Source organism: Nocardia sp. NPDC004123, from assembly GCF_053603795.1.
Genome location: NZ_JBSGGG010000025.1, coordinates 83,576 through 96,944, shown reverse-complemented (window position 1 = coordinate 96,944; position 13,369 = coordinate 83,576). Strand labels below are relative to the sequence as shown.

At 66.0% G+C, this 13,369-nt stretch carries 15 protein-coding genes; 9 read left to right on the top strand and 6 right to left on the bottom strand.

The window, feature by feature from the left end:
• Positions 1-8: 8 nt before the first annotated feature.
• The 5 genes from ACWEQQ_RS32390 (at position 9) to ACWEQQ_RS32370 (ending at position 5,380) form a co-directional block, all read left to right on the top strand.
• Positions 9-2,159 (top strand): 3-hydroxyacyl-CoA dehydrogenase NAD-binding domain-containing protein, encoded by a 2,151-nt coding sequence (locus tag ACWEQQ_RS32390; protein ID WP_452350913.1) that lies wholly within the window; start codon positions 9-11, stop codon positions 2,157-2,159.
• A gap of 32 nt (positions 2,160-2,191) precedes the next feature.
• On the top strand, positions 2,192-3,331 hold the full coding sequence (locus ACWEQQ_RS32385) for an acyl-CoA dehydrogenase family protein (RefSeq protein ID WP_452342636.1): 1,140 nt from the start codon (positions 2,192-2,194) through the stop codon (positions 3,329-3,331).
• 138 nt (positions 3,332-3,469) lie between these two features.
• Positions 3,470-3,976 (top strand): MaoC/PaaZ C-terminal domain-containing protein, encoded by a 507-nt coding sequence (locus tag ACWEQQ_RS32380; protein WP_452350912.1) that lies wholly within the window; start codon positions 3,470-3,472, stop codon positions 3,974-3,976.
• Positions 3,973-4,455, top strand: coding sequence for a DUF4126 family protein (locus tag ACWEQQ_RS32375; protein ID WP_452342634.1), 483 nt, complete (start codon positions 3,973-3,975; stop codon positions 4,453-4,455). The genes ACWEQQ_RS32380 and ACWEQQ_RS32375 overlap by 4 nt, the downstream gene beginning before the upstream one ends.
• A gap of 259 nt (positions 4,456-4,714) precedes the next feature.
• The gene (locus ACWEQQ_RS32370) at positions 4,715-5,380 is read left to right on the top strand and encodes an esterase/lipase family protein (protein ID WP_452342633.1); all 666 of its coding nucleotides are present in this window, start codon (positions 4,715-4,717) and stop codon (positions 5,378-5,380) included.
• 631 nt (positions 5,381-6,011) lie between these two features.
• On the opposite strand, the gene ACWEQQ_RS32365 is transcribed toward ACWEQQ_RS32370, so the two are convergent.
• Both ACWEQQ_RS32365 and ACWEQQ_RS32360 read right to left on the bottom strand, forming a co-directional pair.
• Positions 6,012-6,455 (bottom strand): hypothetical protein, encoded by a 444-nt coding sequence (locus ACWEQQ_RS32365; RefSeq protein WP_452350911.1) that lies wholly within the window; start codon positions 6,453-6,455, stop codon positions 6,012-6,014.
• A 197-nt stretch (positions 6,456-6,652) separates the two neighbouring features.
• The gene (locus ACWEQQ_RS32360) at positions 6,653-7,615 is read right to left on the bottom strand and encodes an alpha/beta hydrolase (RefSeq protein ID WP_452350910.1); all 963 of its coding nucleotides are present in this window, start codon (positions 7,613-7,615) and stop codon (positions 6,653-6,655) included.
• On the opposite strand from ACWEQQ_RS32360, the gene ACWEQQ_RS32355 reads away from it, so the two are divergent.
• Complete coding sequence (locus ACWEQQ_RS32355; RefSeq protein ID WP_452350909.1) at positions 7,614-8,228, top strand: TetR/AcrR family transcriptional regulator; 615 nt, start codon at positions 7,614-7,616, stop codon at positions 8,226-8,228. The two genes, ACWEQQ_RS32360 and ACWEQQ_RS32355, sit on opposite strands and share 2 nt — an antisense overlap.
• A gap of 15 nt (positions 8,229-8,243) precedes the next feature.
• Here ACWEQQ_RS32355 and ACWEQQ_RS32350 read toward each other — a convergent pair whose 3' ends face one another.
• From ACWEQQ_RS32350 to ACWEQQ_RS32340, 3 genes are all read right to left on the bottom strand, one after another.
• Positions 8,244-8,606, bottom strand: a complete 363-nt coding sequence (locus tag ACWEQQ_RS32350; protein WP_452350908.1) for a hypothetical protein — start codon at positions 8,604-8,606, stop codon at positions 8,244-8,246.
• A gap of 164 nt (positions 8,607-8,770) precedes the next feature.
• Positions 8,771-9,127, bottom strand: a complete 357-nt coding sequence (locus ACWEQQ_RS32345; RefSeq protein ID WP_452350907.1) for a VOC family protein — start codon at positions 9,125-9,127, stop codon at positions 8,771-8,773.
• Between the two features lie 95 nt (positions 9,128-9,222).
• Positions 9,223-9,867 carry a dihydrofolate reductase family protein gene (locus ACWEQQ_RS32340; RefSeq protein ID WP_379385744.1) on the bottom strand — a complete coding sequence of 215 codons (645 nt, stop codon included), beginning with the start codon at positions 9,865-9,867 and terminating at the stop codon, positions 9,223-9,225.
• A gap of 58 nt (positions 9,868-9,925) precedes the next feature.
• Between ACWEQQ_RS32340 and ACWEQQ_RS32335 the strand changes: the two genes are divergently transcribed.
• Both ACWEQQ_RS32335 and ACWEQQ_RS32330 read left to right on the top strand, forming a co-directional pair.
• Positions 9,926-10,462: a winged helix-turn-helix transcriptional regulator gene (locus tag ACWEQQ_RS32335; protein ID WP_452350906.1), complete on the top strand. Its 537-nt coding sequence runs from the start codon at positions 9,926-9,928 to the stop codon at positions 10,460-10,462.
• 360 nt (positions 10,463-10,822) lie between these two features.
• The gene (locus ACWEQQ_RS32330) at positions 10,823-11,449 is read left to right on the top strand and encodes a hypothetical protein (protein ID WP_379385916.1); all 627 of its coding nucleotides are present in this window, start codon (positions 10,823-10,825) and stop codon (positions 11,447-11,449) included.
• 172 nt (positions 11,450-11,621) lie between these two features.
• Here the strand turns inward: ACWEQQ_RS32330 and ACWEQQ_RS32325 are convergent, their stop codons facing one another.
• Positions 11,622-12,380, bottom strand: a complete 759-nt coding sequence (locus ACWEQQ_RS32325) for a dienelactone hydrolase family protein (RefSeq protein ID WP_452350905.1) — start codon at positions 12,378-12,380, stop codon at positions 11,622-11,624.
• A gap of 176 nt (positions 12,381-12,556) precedes the next feature.
• Here ACWEQQ_RS32325 and ACWEQQ_RS32320 point away from each other — a divergent pair, with 176 nt between their 5' ends.
• On the top strand, positions 12,557-13,366 hold the full coding sequence (locus tag ACWEQQ_RS32320; protein WP_452350904.1) for a PIG-L family deacetylase: 810 nt from the start codon (positions 12,557-12,559) through the stop codon (positions 13,364-13,366).
• The last annotated feature ends 3 nt before the right edge of the window (positions 13,367-13,369 follow it).

Here is a 13,369-nt window from a genome sequence, read left to right as displayed (position 1 = left end):
GAAAGACAATGAGCGAGAACATCATCGGCTGGGAACTCGGTGCGGACGGCATCGTGGTGCTGACCGTGGACGATCCCTCCCAGACCGCCAACACGTGGAATGCCGCCTTCCGGCAGTCGCTGGCCGTCACCGTGGACCGCCTGGAGGCCGAACGGGAGACCTACGCGGGCGTCGTGATCACCTCCGGCAAGGAAATCTTCAGCGCCGGAGCGGATCTCAAGGAGGTCGGGCCACTGTTCCAGAGCGCGGACGCGGTACAGATCGCCGCCTTCTTCGACGGGGCGAAGGCGCTGCTGCGCCGGCTGGAGCGCCTGGGCAAGCCGGTCGTGACCGCAATCAACGGCACCGCGCTCGGCGGTGGCCTCGAACTCGCGTTGGCAACACACCACCGAATTGCTGTGGACCGTTCCGGAATTCAGATCGGTTTACCCGAGGTGACCCTCGGCGTGATTCCCGGCGCGGGCGGCGTGGTGCGCACCGTGCGCATGTTCGGCCTGGCGGGCGCGTTGATGAACGTGCTGCTGAAGGGCACCAAGTTCAGCCCGCGCAAGGCGCTCGCGGCCGGGCTGGTCGACGAGGTGGTCGGCACCGATGCCGAATTGCTGCCCGCCGCGCGGGCGTGGATCGCAGCCAACCCGGCTCCCGTGCAGCCGTGGGACCGCAAGGGCTACATCCTCCCGGGCGGGCGCGCCACCGAGGCCGAGCTGTCGCAGCAGATGTTGGCACTGGCGGCCACCGTGCGCAAGCAGCTCAAGGGAGCCGATCTGCCGGCCCCGCGCAACCTGATCGCCGCCGCGGTCGAGGGCAGCCTCGTCGACTTCACCGCAGCGTCCACGATCGAGACCCGGTACCTGGTCAACCTGGCGATGAATCCGCTGACCGCCAACGGGATTCAGGCATTCTTCGACCTGCAGCAGGTGAACCGGAACACTGATCGCCCCGCGGGGACGGCGCCTTTCCGTCCGACCAAGGTGGCGGTGCTCGGCGCGGGCATGATGGGCGCGGGTATCGCCTACGAATACGCCAAAGCCGGTGTGGCCGTAGCCCTCAAGGACATCTCGCTGGAGGCGGCCGAACACGGCAAGACGTATTCTCGCACCCTGGTCGAGGCCGCGGTCGCCAAGGGCCGCTGGACCCAGCAGCGCGCCGACGATCTGCTCGCCCGCATCACCCCGACGGCCGACGACGCCGACCTCGCCGGTGCGGATCTGATGATCGAGGCCGTGTTCGAGGACCCCGAACTGAAGAAGAAGACCTACGGCCAGGTCGAGCCGGTCCTCGACGGCAACGCGTTGCTGGCGTCGAACACCTCGCAGATCCCGATCTCCGGACTCGCCGAGGGAGTCACCAGGCCGGAGGCGTTCATCGGCATGCACTTCTCCTCGCCGGTGGACAAGATGCCGATGGTCGAGGTGGTCAAAGGTGCTCTGACCGACCGGGAAACGGTGTCGCGCGCCATCGACGCGGTCCGGCTGATCAACAAGACGCCGATCGTGGTCAACGACGGTCGCGGCTTCTACCTGACGCGCTTGTTCATGGCGGCCACGTTCGAGGCGTGCGAGATGGTGGCCGATGGCGTGCCCGCCACCTCCATCGAACAGGCGGCGCTGCAGAACGGCATGATGACCCAGCCGCTGCTGGTGCTCGACCAGGTGAGCCTGTCGCTGTCCCGGCAGATCATCGCCGACCGGGAAGCCGCGACGGGTAGCACGGACAGCCGCACCGCGGGCCAGGGCGTCGTGATCCGCATGGTCGACGAATTCGGGCGCCTGGGCCGTGCCGCCGGCGCGGGCTTCTACGAGTACGCGGACGGCAAGCGCCTCGGGCTGTGGCCGGGCTTGCGCGAGGCGTTCGGACCCGCCCGGGACATCCCGTTCCAGGATCTGCGCGACCGCTACCTGTTCCGGGTGGCGTTGGAGGTGGTCGCCTGCTTCGAGGAGGGCATCGTCGAATCCGCGAGCACGGCCAATGTCGGTTCGGTCATGGGCGGATTCCCAGCCGGAACCGGCGGTGCGCTGTCGTTCATCAACACCTACCAGGGCGGCCCCGCCGGATTCGCCGCCCGGGCCCGCGAACTCGCCGCCGCCTACGGCCCTCGATTCTCCCTGCCCGCCTCGGTGGTGGCCGCCGCCGAGAACGGCAGCCTCGTCGGCCACTGAATCAGCTACTCCTGCAACCAGATCGGACCATCATGAATGCATTCATCCTCGACGAGGATCACCTCGTCTTCCGCGACAACGTCCGCAAGTTCGCCCGCGAGAAGTTCACTCCCGGCCAGCTGCAACGGGCCGCAAGTACGGAATACCCGCGCGCGGAGCTGCGGGAGCTGGCCGCCGCGGGTCTCACCGCATTGGCCGTGCCGGAGGAATACGGCGGACAGGGCGCAGACCTGCTCGCCCTCGGGATCGGCGCCGAAGAAATCGGCTACGCCTGCTCGACCATGGCGCTGGCGTACTTCTTCGTCAATGTGCAGACCAGCTTCTTCGCCGCACACGCCCCGGCGGCGGTGCGCGAGGAGTGGCTGCCCAAACTGATCTCTGGCGAAGCCATCGGCTGCACCGCACTCACCGAACCCGGCACCGGCTCCGACGCCTCCGCGTTGACCTGCCGCGCCGAGCGGGTCGAGGGCGGCTGGAAACTGTACGGCGAGAAGTCCTCCATCACCCAGGCCCCGCACGCCGATGTCGCCGCCGTCATCGCGCAGACCGATCCGGGCAAGCGTGCCAAGGGAATCGGCGCCTTCGTGGTGCCGCTCGACGATCCGACCATCGCGCGACAGGCGTTCCACGACCCGGGCTGCAAGCCCATCGGCCGCGGCGCGCTCACCTTCGACGGCACCTTCGTGCCCGACTCCGCCGTGATGATGGAACCGGGCACCGGCTTCCACGGGATCATGCGCGAATTCGACCTCACCAGAACTCTGATCGGGCTCATGGTGATCGGCACCGCGCAGCGCGCCGTCGACATGACAGTGGAATACACCCAGCAGCGCACCACCTTCGGGCAGCCGCTGGCGGTGAACCAGGGTGTGCAGTTCCCGCTGGCCGAGCACAGCACCTACATCACCGCGGTCCGGGCGCTGGCCTATCAGACCCTCGGCTTGCGCATGGCGGGCGAGCCGCACACCGCCCAGGCGGCGATGCTCAAGTGGTGGGCTCCGCAGGTCGCGATGGCCGCCGTCAACGACTGCGTCGTCCTGCACGGCCACATCGGCTGGTCCGAGGAAATGCCGTTGCAGGCCATGCTGCGCGACGTGTCGGGCTACCAGATCGGTGACGGCACACCGCAGATCCAGAAGATGATCATCGCCCGCGATCTGTACACCCGGTGACGACGACGCCTGACGCATAGGCCGGCGAGGACCATCTGGTTGGCGGCATCAGCGATCCGCCAACCAAGTGATCCTCGCCGTCGACGTCACCGCCGTCCACCGTGTCTCCTCACCTGAGCCACGCCAAGGAGATGTCCCATGAACGGAAACCAGTCCACAGGCGCGCGCCTCTATGCCGAGGACCTCACCGAGATAATCGGTGTCACACAGGAACTCGGCCGATACAACCTGACCGAGGCGGCCATCCGCGCATTCGCGCAGCAATGGGATCCGCTGGCGATCCATGTCGGCGATGGCGAACACTTCGGTGGTGTGATCGCCAGCGGCTTGCACACTCTGTGCGTGTTCCAACGGCTCGCCGTGGCCGGCGTCTACTCGCGCTGGGCCGTCGTCGCCGGACGCGACGTCAGGGGCATGACGCTGCCGAAACCGGTCCACCCCGGAGACACCCTTACGGGCCGGGTCACGATCGCCGACGTCGCGCCGGCGCGGGGCGGGCGAGCGAAAGTCCGCGTCCGGGGGGAACTCTCCAACCAGCACGACGAGCGCGTCATGATCATCGAACTCGATGGCTACGTCCACTGCCGGGGCAACGCCGCGGATACTCCTTCACCTGGTAACTTGCACGAGAAGAGGGCTACGTGACACACGCGCTGGTATTGCTGTCAGCCCTGCTTATCGGTGTAGTTGCGGGCCTCCGGGCGCTCACTGCACCCGCGGTGGTGGCCTGGGGTGCCGCGCTCGGCTGGTTGCCGGTGGCGGACACATGGGCCGGCTGGATCGCGCACCCAGTCGCCGTGACCGTGCTGACCATCCTGCTGGTGGTCGAGCTGATCACTGATCAACTGCCTTCGACCCCGCCCCGGACGGTACCGCCGCAGTTCCTGTCCCGGATCGTCACCGGCGCCTTCGCCGGTGCCGTAGTTGGTGCCGGGTGGCACCACACCTTCACCGGGATGGTGTGCGGCGTGGTCGGCGCGGTAATCGGGACACTGGGCGGGTTCCACGCGCGGCGACTGCTGGTCGAGCGGACCGGCGGCCGCGACCTTCCGGTGGCGTTGGCTGAAGACGTCCTCGCGGTGGGCGGCGGTTTCGTCATCGTCGCTCTGGCCATGAGCCTGTAAGGCCGAATGTCGACTGAGACAATGGCGTGCACAGGATATCGGCGACCGGTTGGGCCGTCAGGACGATGCCCCGGCTCGGAAACCAAGCCGTCACGAACCACCGCAAGGCACTCGAGAAATTCGGATCGACTGCACGGACTCGGCACGCTGATAACTGCGGTGGTAGAACGGCAGTCAGATCTTCAACGAAAGCGGGCCGATGTACTCCCTCAGGCAGATCGCACGCACGGGCCTTGTCCTGCTATGCGCGGCAACAGGATTGGTCACGGGGCACGTCGGGACCGCGGCAGCGGAAGGCGGTGACCGGGACCCGGTCCTGGTGATCGGCGGCATCTATGCGGATCAGGCGCGGTTGGAGAGCCTCCAGGATTGGCTCGATGCACGCGGATACTCTGCCTTTTCGATGGTGCTGGCCGGGAATCCTACGGGGACAGCACCGATCTCGGAGTCAGCGCAGGCCGTCGCCGACAAGGTCGCCGACATCCGTCGACAGACCGGGGCGCGACGGGTGGATCTGGTCGGTCACTCCATGGGCGGTCTCGCACAGCGGGCCTATGTGAAATTCCTCGGCGGAATCGATTCGGTCGGAACCTACATCGACTACGGCACACCCGAACAAGGTGACGACCTCGGAACCCTGTGCTCCGGGGTGTCCCCGGGTTGCCAAGATCTGGTGCCGGGTTCAGCATTCCTGACTCGGCTCAATGCGGATCCCGCGGTGCCGTCGGGCCTGATCGCCTACCATTTCTCCTCCGACAGCGCTGGGGCGGAGAAGAGCCCGCTGCCGGGCGCGACCAATGTCAGTATCCAATCGTTCTGCCCCGGCCGTACGGTCTCCCACGGCCAAGAGCCGATCGACGGTGCATTGCAGCAGTTGATCGATTCCGCGCTGCGCGGTGCGCCATTGGCCACCAACTGCCCCTGAACGCCAAGGTCCGGCGCGTGCGGCTTCGCTGACGCGCCCCCGGTGCTCACGGCGCCAAGCGACTGACCGCCCGCTATCAACGCGACCGCACCATATCCCAATCCACCGAACGCGCCGAGACGACCTGCCTGGACGAGACGCGGCGGCAAGCGAGCAGTGCGCAGATCCGCAGGCGCGAGCTTGTCGAAGCCATCCTGCGCGAGGAGACGGTTGATATCGAGCGCAGCACACGGCAACTCGGGCACAACCTCTACATCCAGCAGACCGGCCTGATCATCTGGACTCTCGACCGCCCCGAGGACGACGCCACAGCGCTGCTGGAGACACTGGTCATCTACTACGGCGACCCATCCCGCGCCACTGGTTCAATCCCGGTATCACGCACCAACGTTCGACCAGATCGGGCCCGGTTCCGACGGGGTCTTCTACTCTTCTGATCCAGGTGTCGAAGTAGGTGAGTGCGGGCCGGATGGTCCGCACTCACCGCTGTCGGAGCCACTGGTCGATCGCGGCGCCAGGTAGGGGACGGCGAACTGGCTGCCGAATCTTTTCGATGATCAAGGACGATCCGAACTCTTCCTCGGGGCTCGTCTCCGGGGTCCTGGCCGCTGGGCACCCGACGGTCGAGGAACTACCAGGAAGGTGGATTGACCGTCAGAGGGAATGAATTGATAGTCGCAAGGACGGGTCCCGGGTTGTTTATGCCCTCGAGGTCCAGCGGCTCTACAAGCGCGTAGACATCGTTCTGTGGGGGGAAGCCGGTGACATTGGGGTTCCTGAGAATGGCCCGCTTCACCGTGTCGGTCTTGATGACTCTCACCGAGGAGATGGTGTCGTTCATCGAGTCGCCGACGTACGCGATGTCGCCGGTGTAGATCATCTCCGCGCCTTTGCAGTCGCCGTCCTTATAGGCAACAGCCGAATAGCCTGGAGCCACTTTCAGCGAGGACACAACGTCGTTGCCGACATGTCCTGTGCCGTCGCCGAGGTTGTAGGTGCCCTCGTCGAGAATCACGCTTGCGCCGCCATAGTCACGGTCGGCGAACAGCTGGACCTTGCCAGATGATGGAGGCATAGCAAATCTCCCAACTTGTGGATGATCACAACAACGTCTTCCAGCGACACCGGTGCTGGATGTCTGTACGGTTGCGAAGCCGGTGGGCGCCTTGCGTGCCTGGTTCGATTTCGGTGTCGTACACGACGATACAATTGTTAGCTACATTGTTGCTGCGGTTTCGATCAAACGTCGACCAACCTTCTCCGCATAACCCTTCAGCTGGTGGCGGCGACTTGGTGGTAGATGTCCGCCAATGCTGTGGTCAGCTGCCGGATTCCGGGGTCTTCCACCGGGTAATGGCCTGCATCGTCCAGGACGACAAGGTGTTTCGGGGCAGCGAGTCGGTCGAAGAACGTTTCGCTGAGCGCCAACGGCGTCCAGCGGTCTGCGCCCGGGTGGAGCAGCCACACCGGGCAGGCGTCGAAGTTCTCCGGCTCGACCAGCGGGGCTGCTAGCAGGTAGGTGCGTAGGAAGCCCAGCGATATCCGGACTCCCCCACCCCGGGGATCCGCGATGACGGTTGAGGTGAGGTCGGGAAGGCTGGACATTGCCGCGATGTTGGCGACCCATCGCATCGGCACCCGGACACTGTCGATCGCGGGGACGAGCAGCCGTGTGCCGTAGCGGCCGAGCCAGCGGTATCTCCCGATAGAGCTACGGACTCGCGGCGATCGAGGGTCGAGGAGACAGGTGGCAGCGATCGCGTCGACCATCCCGGTGCGGGCCGCCGCCTCGTAGGCGAGCATCCCGCCCATACTGGCCCCGAACACGACCAACGGGCGCGGATCGGCCGCCTTCTCGGCCCGGACCAGGTCGGCAACGCAGTCCACCCAGTCCGAATAACGCACTGCCCGAGGCGATCCCACCTCGGTGCGGCCATACCCCGGCAGGTCGAGCGCCGATACCTCGAAGCCCTGAGCGACCGCCAAGGCGGCGAACGGCCACATCAGCGCCGAATGTCCGCCACCACCGTGGACCAGCAGCATCCGCACGCGCGCCTGCGGTCGGGCGACGCGCTCGATATGGATGCACGCGCCACGCCATCGCCACCATGTCGACTCGGGTCGGAGTTGCAGGCCGTGCCGGAGGTCGGCGGGAAGAAAGGCGAGGTAGATGCCGTGCATGTCACAATAATTCGAGTAATCCTCGGTTCTGACAACTCGGTTTCGGGAGCCCATGTCGACACCCCGTAAAACACCGCGCCAGCAGCGATCGGAGTTCACCTTCGACGCGATCCTCGACGCGGCTGCTCGACTTTTCCAGCAGCACGGCTACGCCGCGACCACCACGAACAAGGTGGCAGAGCTCGCCGGCGTGTCCATCGGGACGCTCTACCACTACGTGCCCAACAAAGACGCGCTGCTCTATGCACTGGCCGAACGCCATCTCCGCGACGGCGCCCAGGACCTGCTGGCCGAAGCAGCCCACTTACGCAGCGAGCAGCCACCTTTGATCGATACCGTGCGACGGCTGATCACCGCGGTCGCCCGCTTGCACACTGCCGCGCCGCACATGCATCGGCTGCTCTATGAGCAGGCGCCTCGCACACCCGCCAGCACGGCGAAGCTACGACAGTTCGAGCAACTGCTGGCCGGCGAGGTCGCCTTTCACCTCAGCCGTCTCGGTGTGGCCGGAGCCGATCCCGCATTGAACGCGCTGCTACTGATTCAAGCGGTCGAAGCGCAGATCCACGGTGTCGTGCTCGAGCCACTCGACGGCCACACGATCGAATCCTCCGTCGAGTTCGTGATCGACTTCTGGACGCGAGCACTCGCCGCACAGGCCACCTGATCCACCGGTGCCGGTTTACACACCGGATCGGTGCATGTAGCAGTTGGTTTCGATCACTGAACCCGGGTCGAGGTGTTCGGTCCAGCCGGCGGGGCCGACCACGTGAAGTGTGTCCGTCCACGGCGAATAGGGCTTGCCCTGGGCGTCATAGCCGGGGTACGGGACGTAACCCCAGTAGCAGGCGAGTCCGGCGGCCGGGGGCGAGAAGACCCACATGTCGGATGGGATATCCACGCCTACCGATACGTGCCGGACCTGTTGCTGTGCAAGCACATTCGGGTCGCCGTTGCTCACATCGCCGGGAGCCGCACCCGCTACACCCACTGCCATCGCGAACGCCGCCGCTCCGGCCGACCCCACCCCGAGCACACGCTTCATCCCCAACCCATTCCTCTTGTCGAATCCCCGCCGCGCCCGAAACAAAGACGGCGCGGCGAACTCTAACAGGGACTTGGCATCTCGCAGTAGGGCATTGAATTGGTCATCGAATCCGTCATCGGTGGGATGATCCGTTCAATCGCGGTCGGCGGGGCAACCCCGAACTACGAGCGGTACTGAACCAGACAGAATTCGTGCTCCTCGGGGTCAGCCATTACGACGACCACACCCTCGTCATAGTCGTGTCGCTCCCCGGTCCACTTTCCACCGAGCGCGACAACCTGGGCGATCCCCTGATCGATATCGTCCACTGCGACATCAAGATGCACGCGCACCTTGCCGCGCTTGGGCTCGGCGACCGGCTGAAAGACAAGGCGGGGCTGCTGATCTCCGGGATCCCCGAGATAGACCCAGCCAGGTTCGGAGGGCCCTCGCGGCCGATCCAGCAACGCACTCCAAAAATCTGCCACCCGTTCGACGTCGACGCAGTCGATGGTCACCCCGACCCAGCGATTAGCCATCACGTCAGTGTCCTGCAACGTCACCACTGCCGGCGAGACCGCATGGGACTCGGTGCCGCCCTGCGCGCCCGGGCGGCACCGTCAGCCGATCCGAGCTATCGGCGCCAGAAGAAGTGGTGCGTCACGCCGCTCGGGCTCGGGATCTGCTCCAGGTGGAAGCGGTCGGTGAGCTCGTCGGGGCTGGTCCACAGTCTTTCGCCGTGGCCGAATTCGACTGGCGCGACGGCGAAATGGAGCGTGTCGATGAGGTCGGCGTCGAGGAATTGGCGGACCGTGGCCACGCCGCCGCCGATGCGGACGTCCTTACCTTCGGCGGCCTCGAGAGCCTGTTCCAGGGCGTCCTTCGGAGATGTGTTCAGGAAGTGGAAGGTGGTGGCGCCCCGGGTGATCGACGGCCGTACATGGTGGGTGAGGACGAATACCGGTGTGCGGAAGGGCGGTTCCTCTCCCCACCAGCCTTCCCACTCGTAGTTCTCCCACGGGCCGCGTTGGGGGCCGAATTTGTTGCGGCCCATGATTTCTGCGCCGATGTTGCGGTGCCACTCCCGGGTGCAGTAGTCGTCGAGGCCGTAGCTGCCGCCGGGCTCGGTCCGGGTGGGCGCGTGGGCGGTGGCGCCGGACCAGGAGAACAGCGCGGTCGCGTCGGCGTCGCCGAACGGGTGCGCGAGACTTTGCCCCTCACCGGCGCCGTACCCATCGCTGGAGAGATTGAAATTGTGAACCCGAACCATCTGCGCCATCGACAATCCCTTCTGGTTGCAATCTGCAATCAGTTCGGACTGTACCTAGACTGATCTCATGGTGCAACCAGTTGCTCATGACAAGCTGACGACGCCCCCGGGCAAGTCGGGCTGCCCGATCAATATGACGGTCGAGCTGCTCGGAGACCGGTGGAGTCTGATCGTCCTGCGCGACATCATGTTCAGCGGCGCCACCCACTTCCGCGAACTACTCTCCGGATCCATCGAGGGCATCGCCTCGAACATCCTCGCGGCCCGCTTGTCGAAACTCGTCGACGCGGGCCTGCTCACCCGCGACGACGATCCGAGCCACCGGCAGAAGGTGGAATACCACCTCACCGAAGCGGCGATCCAGCTCGTGCCGGTCATGGCTCAACTCGGCGCATGGGGCGCACGCTGGCTCGATACGACCCCGGAGCTGACCGTGCGAGCCGAACTCCTCGCCGCCGGCGGCCCCGCCCTGTGGGAGCGATTCATGGCCGAACTCCGTGCCATCCACCTACACGGCGCACCGCCCCCGACCGACGGCGTCCTGTCGGAACTCACCGCCGCCTACGAAGCCGCAGTCCGCCGAGAACAGGAAGCCACCGGATAACGGCCGCGGATCTTCAGGGGCAGCAAGAACTGCGTCACCAGCCAGCCGCGATGCGGCCCGGAGTGCACCATGCCGGTTTGCACGAGAACCGTTCGCTCTCTGCCGTTTTCCAGGTCTCCAGGCGGCATTCGCCATATCAGCGGTACTGCGGCCATGCCACCGTCGGCCCACATGCGCCGGAGCTCGAGATATCCGCTCAGGCACTCCGGGGCGGCGCCGAGTGATCCGTTTCCGCTGTTCACCGATGGCTGCCGGGCGTTTGCCGGCAGGCTATTGCCACAGCGATCTTGCCGGGGCAGGCTGAGGGGCGTCGGTGGCGTCACCGAGGCGCTGCCCCCGCTCAGAGGAGGTGGATCGAACGTGTTCGCACGCTCTAGCACGATTCAGGCGCAGCTGTCCTCTATTGATGCCGGGATTGCCTACATGCGCGATGAAGTGATGTCCGAATTGGCGGACATGCCCGGTTGGGTGGGCCTGTCGCTCATGGTCGACCGACGCTCCGGCCGGTGCATCGCCACGACCGCGTGGGAAACGGAAGACGCGATGCGTGACAGTCAGGGTCGAGTTCGCCCGATTCGCGATCGCGCGGCCGAAATGTTCGGGGGTGGCGGACCGCTGGTCGAGGAATGGGATATCGCCGTTCTGCATCGGGACCACCTCGCACAGGAGGGTGCCTGCGTCCGTGCGATCTGGACCCGGACCACCCCGGATCGGCTCGACTCGGCCATCAACGTCTACCGATCTGCTGCCCTGCCGGGCATGGAAGGGCTGGAAGGCTTCTGCAGTGCCAGTCTCATGGTCAATCGGGCAACCGGGACCACTGTCTCGAGTGCCTCGTTCGACAGCGCCGAGGCCATGGCTCGCAACAGCATGGAGGCCGCGGATCTCCGGGCATCCACGACCCAGCAGGCCGGCGTCGAGGTGACCGACGTCGGTGAGTTCGAACTCGCGCTCGCACACCTGCGCGTCCCCGAGTTGGTGGGTTAGTCCGCACCGGGCGGCGCCGGCACTCCGGCGCCGCCCGTCCGCGCGGCCGGGCCGTCGGAGACCCGGCATCCTGCCGATATCCTCGATCGCCGCCGCAGTCCGCCACTTCCATGGAGCCGGAACGGCCCGGAAGCGCTTGTGCGCCTGTGAGAATCGCTGGGGACGGACGTGCTCAGCGCAGGTTGCGGTCGAACAGGTTCAGTAGTTCGCGGTAGTGGCGTTCGTCGGCCTCGGCGTCGTAGGCGGAGGTGTCGGCCTGGGTGTAGCCGTGCTGCGCGCCTTCGTAGACTTCGGTGCGGTGGCGGATACCGGCGGCATCGAGTGCCTTGTCGAACTGTTCGATGTGCTCCGGAGTCATGTGGTGGTCCTCGCCGGCGTGGGCGAAATACAGCTCCCCCGTGATGTTTCCGACGGTCAGGTGCGGACTTTCCGGACTGTCGGTGACGAGCGGGCCGCCGTGGAATCCGGCCACCGCCGCGACCCGGTCGGGGAACATGGCGGCGATGATCACCGCCAGCCGGGCACCCATGCAGTAGCCGGTGAGACCGACCTTGCCCGGGGCGACCTGCGGTGAGGCCGCCAGCCAGTCGAGGTAGGCGCCCGCGTCGGAACGCATTCGCTCCGGTGTCAGCTCACGGATCATCGGGAAGACCTGCTGGAAGATCTCCGGCCGCTCCGACGGGTCGATGAAGTCCGGCAGCTCGATCATCGGTGCGCGCCCGTGCCGGTAGAAGGCGTTGGGCAGCAGGACGGTGTAGCCGTGGGCGGCAATACGATCGGCCAGCGCCCGCAGGCTCGGCCGCAGCCCGAACCCGTCCTGGATCACCAGCACACCCGGATGAGTCGCGCCATCGTCGGGATGGACGACGTACGCGTCCGCGACACCGTCCGGTGTCCGAATGTCGACCGACATCCCTTGCACAGCAGTCACCGTTGAATCCTCCTGTCGCGTGCCCCTTTCGAACGTACCTCATGCAAGATCGGCCGATTCGACTCGGCGCCGGACAGACGCGAATGACGCGAGGCACGGGAATCACCGCTCCGAGTCGCGGTGTTGCTTCGTAGAGTGAATGCACCGAATCGCCGAGCGCACATGGATGGGGACTCATGACCGACCAACTGACGATCATGGCCGTACACGCCCATCCGGATGACGAAGTCCTCAGCACCGGTGGGGTTTTCGCGCAGTATGCCGCCGAAGGAATCCGGACGGTCCTGGTGACCTGCACCAATGGCGAGCAGGGCGATGCGCCGGGCGGGATCAAGCCGGGCCTTCCGGGCCACGATCCGAATGCCGTACGGGCGCAGCGACTTTCCGAACTTCAGGAGTCGGCTGCGCTGCTGGACATCCAGCACGTCGAGCTGCTCGGCTACCGCGATTCGGGGATGGACGGCTGGGACGCCAACCACGACCCCGAGGCCTTCTGGAATATTCCGGTCGAGCAGGCGGCCGCACGACTCGCGGACCTCATGCGGCACTACCGTCCCCAGGTGGTCGTCACCTATGACGAAAACGGCAACTATGGCCACCCTGACCACATCCAGGCCAACCGTGTCGCAGTGGCGGCGGCAGCGGCAACCGATATCCCGGACAAGCTCTACTACACGGCGCTTCCGCGCGAATCCTCTCGCGAAATGTTCGCGGACCTGCGGCTGAGAGGCCTGATCGACTTCGAGCCGCCGGACAACTTCGGTACGCCCATGGATCAGATCACCACCGTCGTGGACGTGGCCGCCTATACCCGGCGCAAGATCAAGGCGCTCGAGGCCCACGCCAGTCAGAGCGACAGCGTGCCGTTCCTGCAGATGCCCGCCGAACTACAGCACTCGATCTTCGGCACCGAATCCTTCGTCCGCCACTTCAACCGCGTCGCCACACCCACCCGGGAAACCGACCTCTTCGCCGGCCTCCGCTGACCG

Excerpts from the sequence above, each read along its gene's own strand:
- ACWEQQ_RS32385 (WP_452342636.1), top strand. The coding sequence starts at position 2,192 with ATGAATGCATTCATCCTCGACGAGGATCACCTCGTCTTCCGCGACAAC.
- ACWEQQ_RS32345 (WP_452350907.1), bottom strand. The coding sequence starts at position 9,127 with ATGGCTAATCGCTGGGTCGGGGTGACCATCGACTGCGTCGACGTCGAA.
- ACWEQQ_RS32320 (WP_452350904.1), top strand. The coding sequence starts at position 12,557 with ATGACCGACCAACTGACGATCATGGCCGTACACGCCCATCCGGATGAC.
- ACWEQQ_RS32335 (WP_452350906.1), top strand. The coding sequence starts at position 9,926 with ATGGTGCAACCAGTTGCTCATGACAAGCTGACGACGCCCCCGGGCAAG.
- ACWEQQ_RS32355 (WP_452350909.1), top strand. The coding sequence starts at position 7,614 with ATGTCGACACCCCGTAAAACACCGCGCCAGCAGCGATCGGAGTTCACC.
- ACWEQQ_RS32360 (WP_452350910.1), bottom strand. The coding sequence starts at position 7,615 with ATGGGCTCCCGAAACCGAGTTGTCAGAACCGAGGATTACTCGAATTAT.
- ACWEQQ_RS32350 (WP_452350908.1), bottom strand. The coding sequence starts at position 8,606 with ATGAAGCGTGTGCTCGGGGTGGGGTCGGCCGGAGCGGCGGCGTTCGCG.
- ACWEQQ_RS32390 (WP_452350913.1), top strand. The coding sequence starts at position 9 with ATGAGCGAGAACATCATCGGCTGGGAACTCGGTGCGGACGGCATCGTG.
- ACWEQQ_RS32340 (WP_379385744.1), bottom strand. The coding sequence starts at position 9,867 with ATGGCGCAGATGGTTCGGGTTCACAATTTCAATCTCTCCAGCGATGGG.
- ACWEQQ_RS32380 (WP_452350912.1), top strand. The coding sequence starts at position 3,470 with ATGAACGGAAACCAGTCCACAGGCGCGCGCCTCTATGCCGAGGACCTC.
- ACWEQQ_RS32365 (WP_452350911.1), bottom strand. The coding sequence starts at position 6,455 with ATGCCTCCATCATCTGGCAAGGTCCAGCTGTTCGCCGACCGTGACTAT.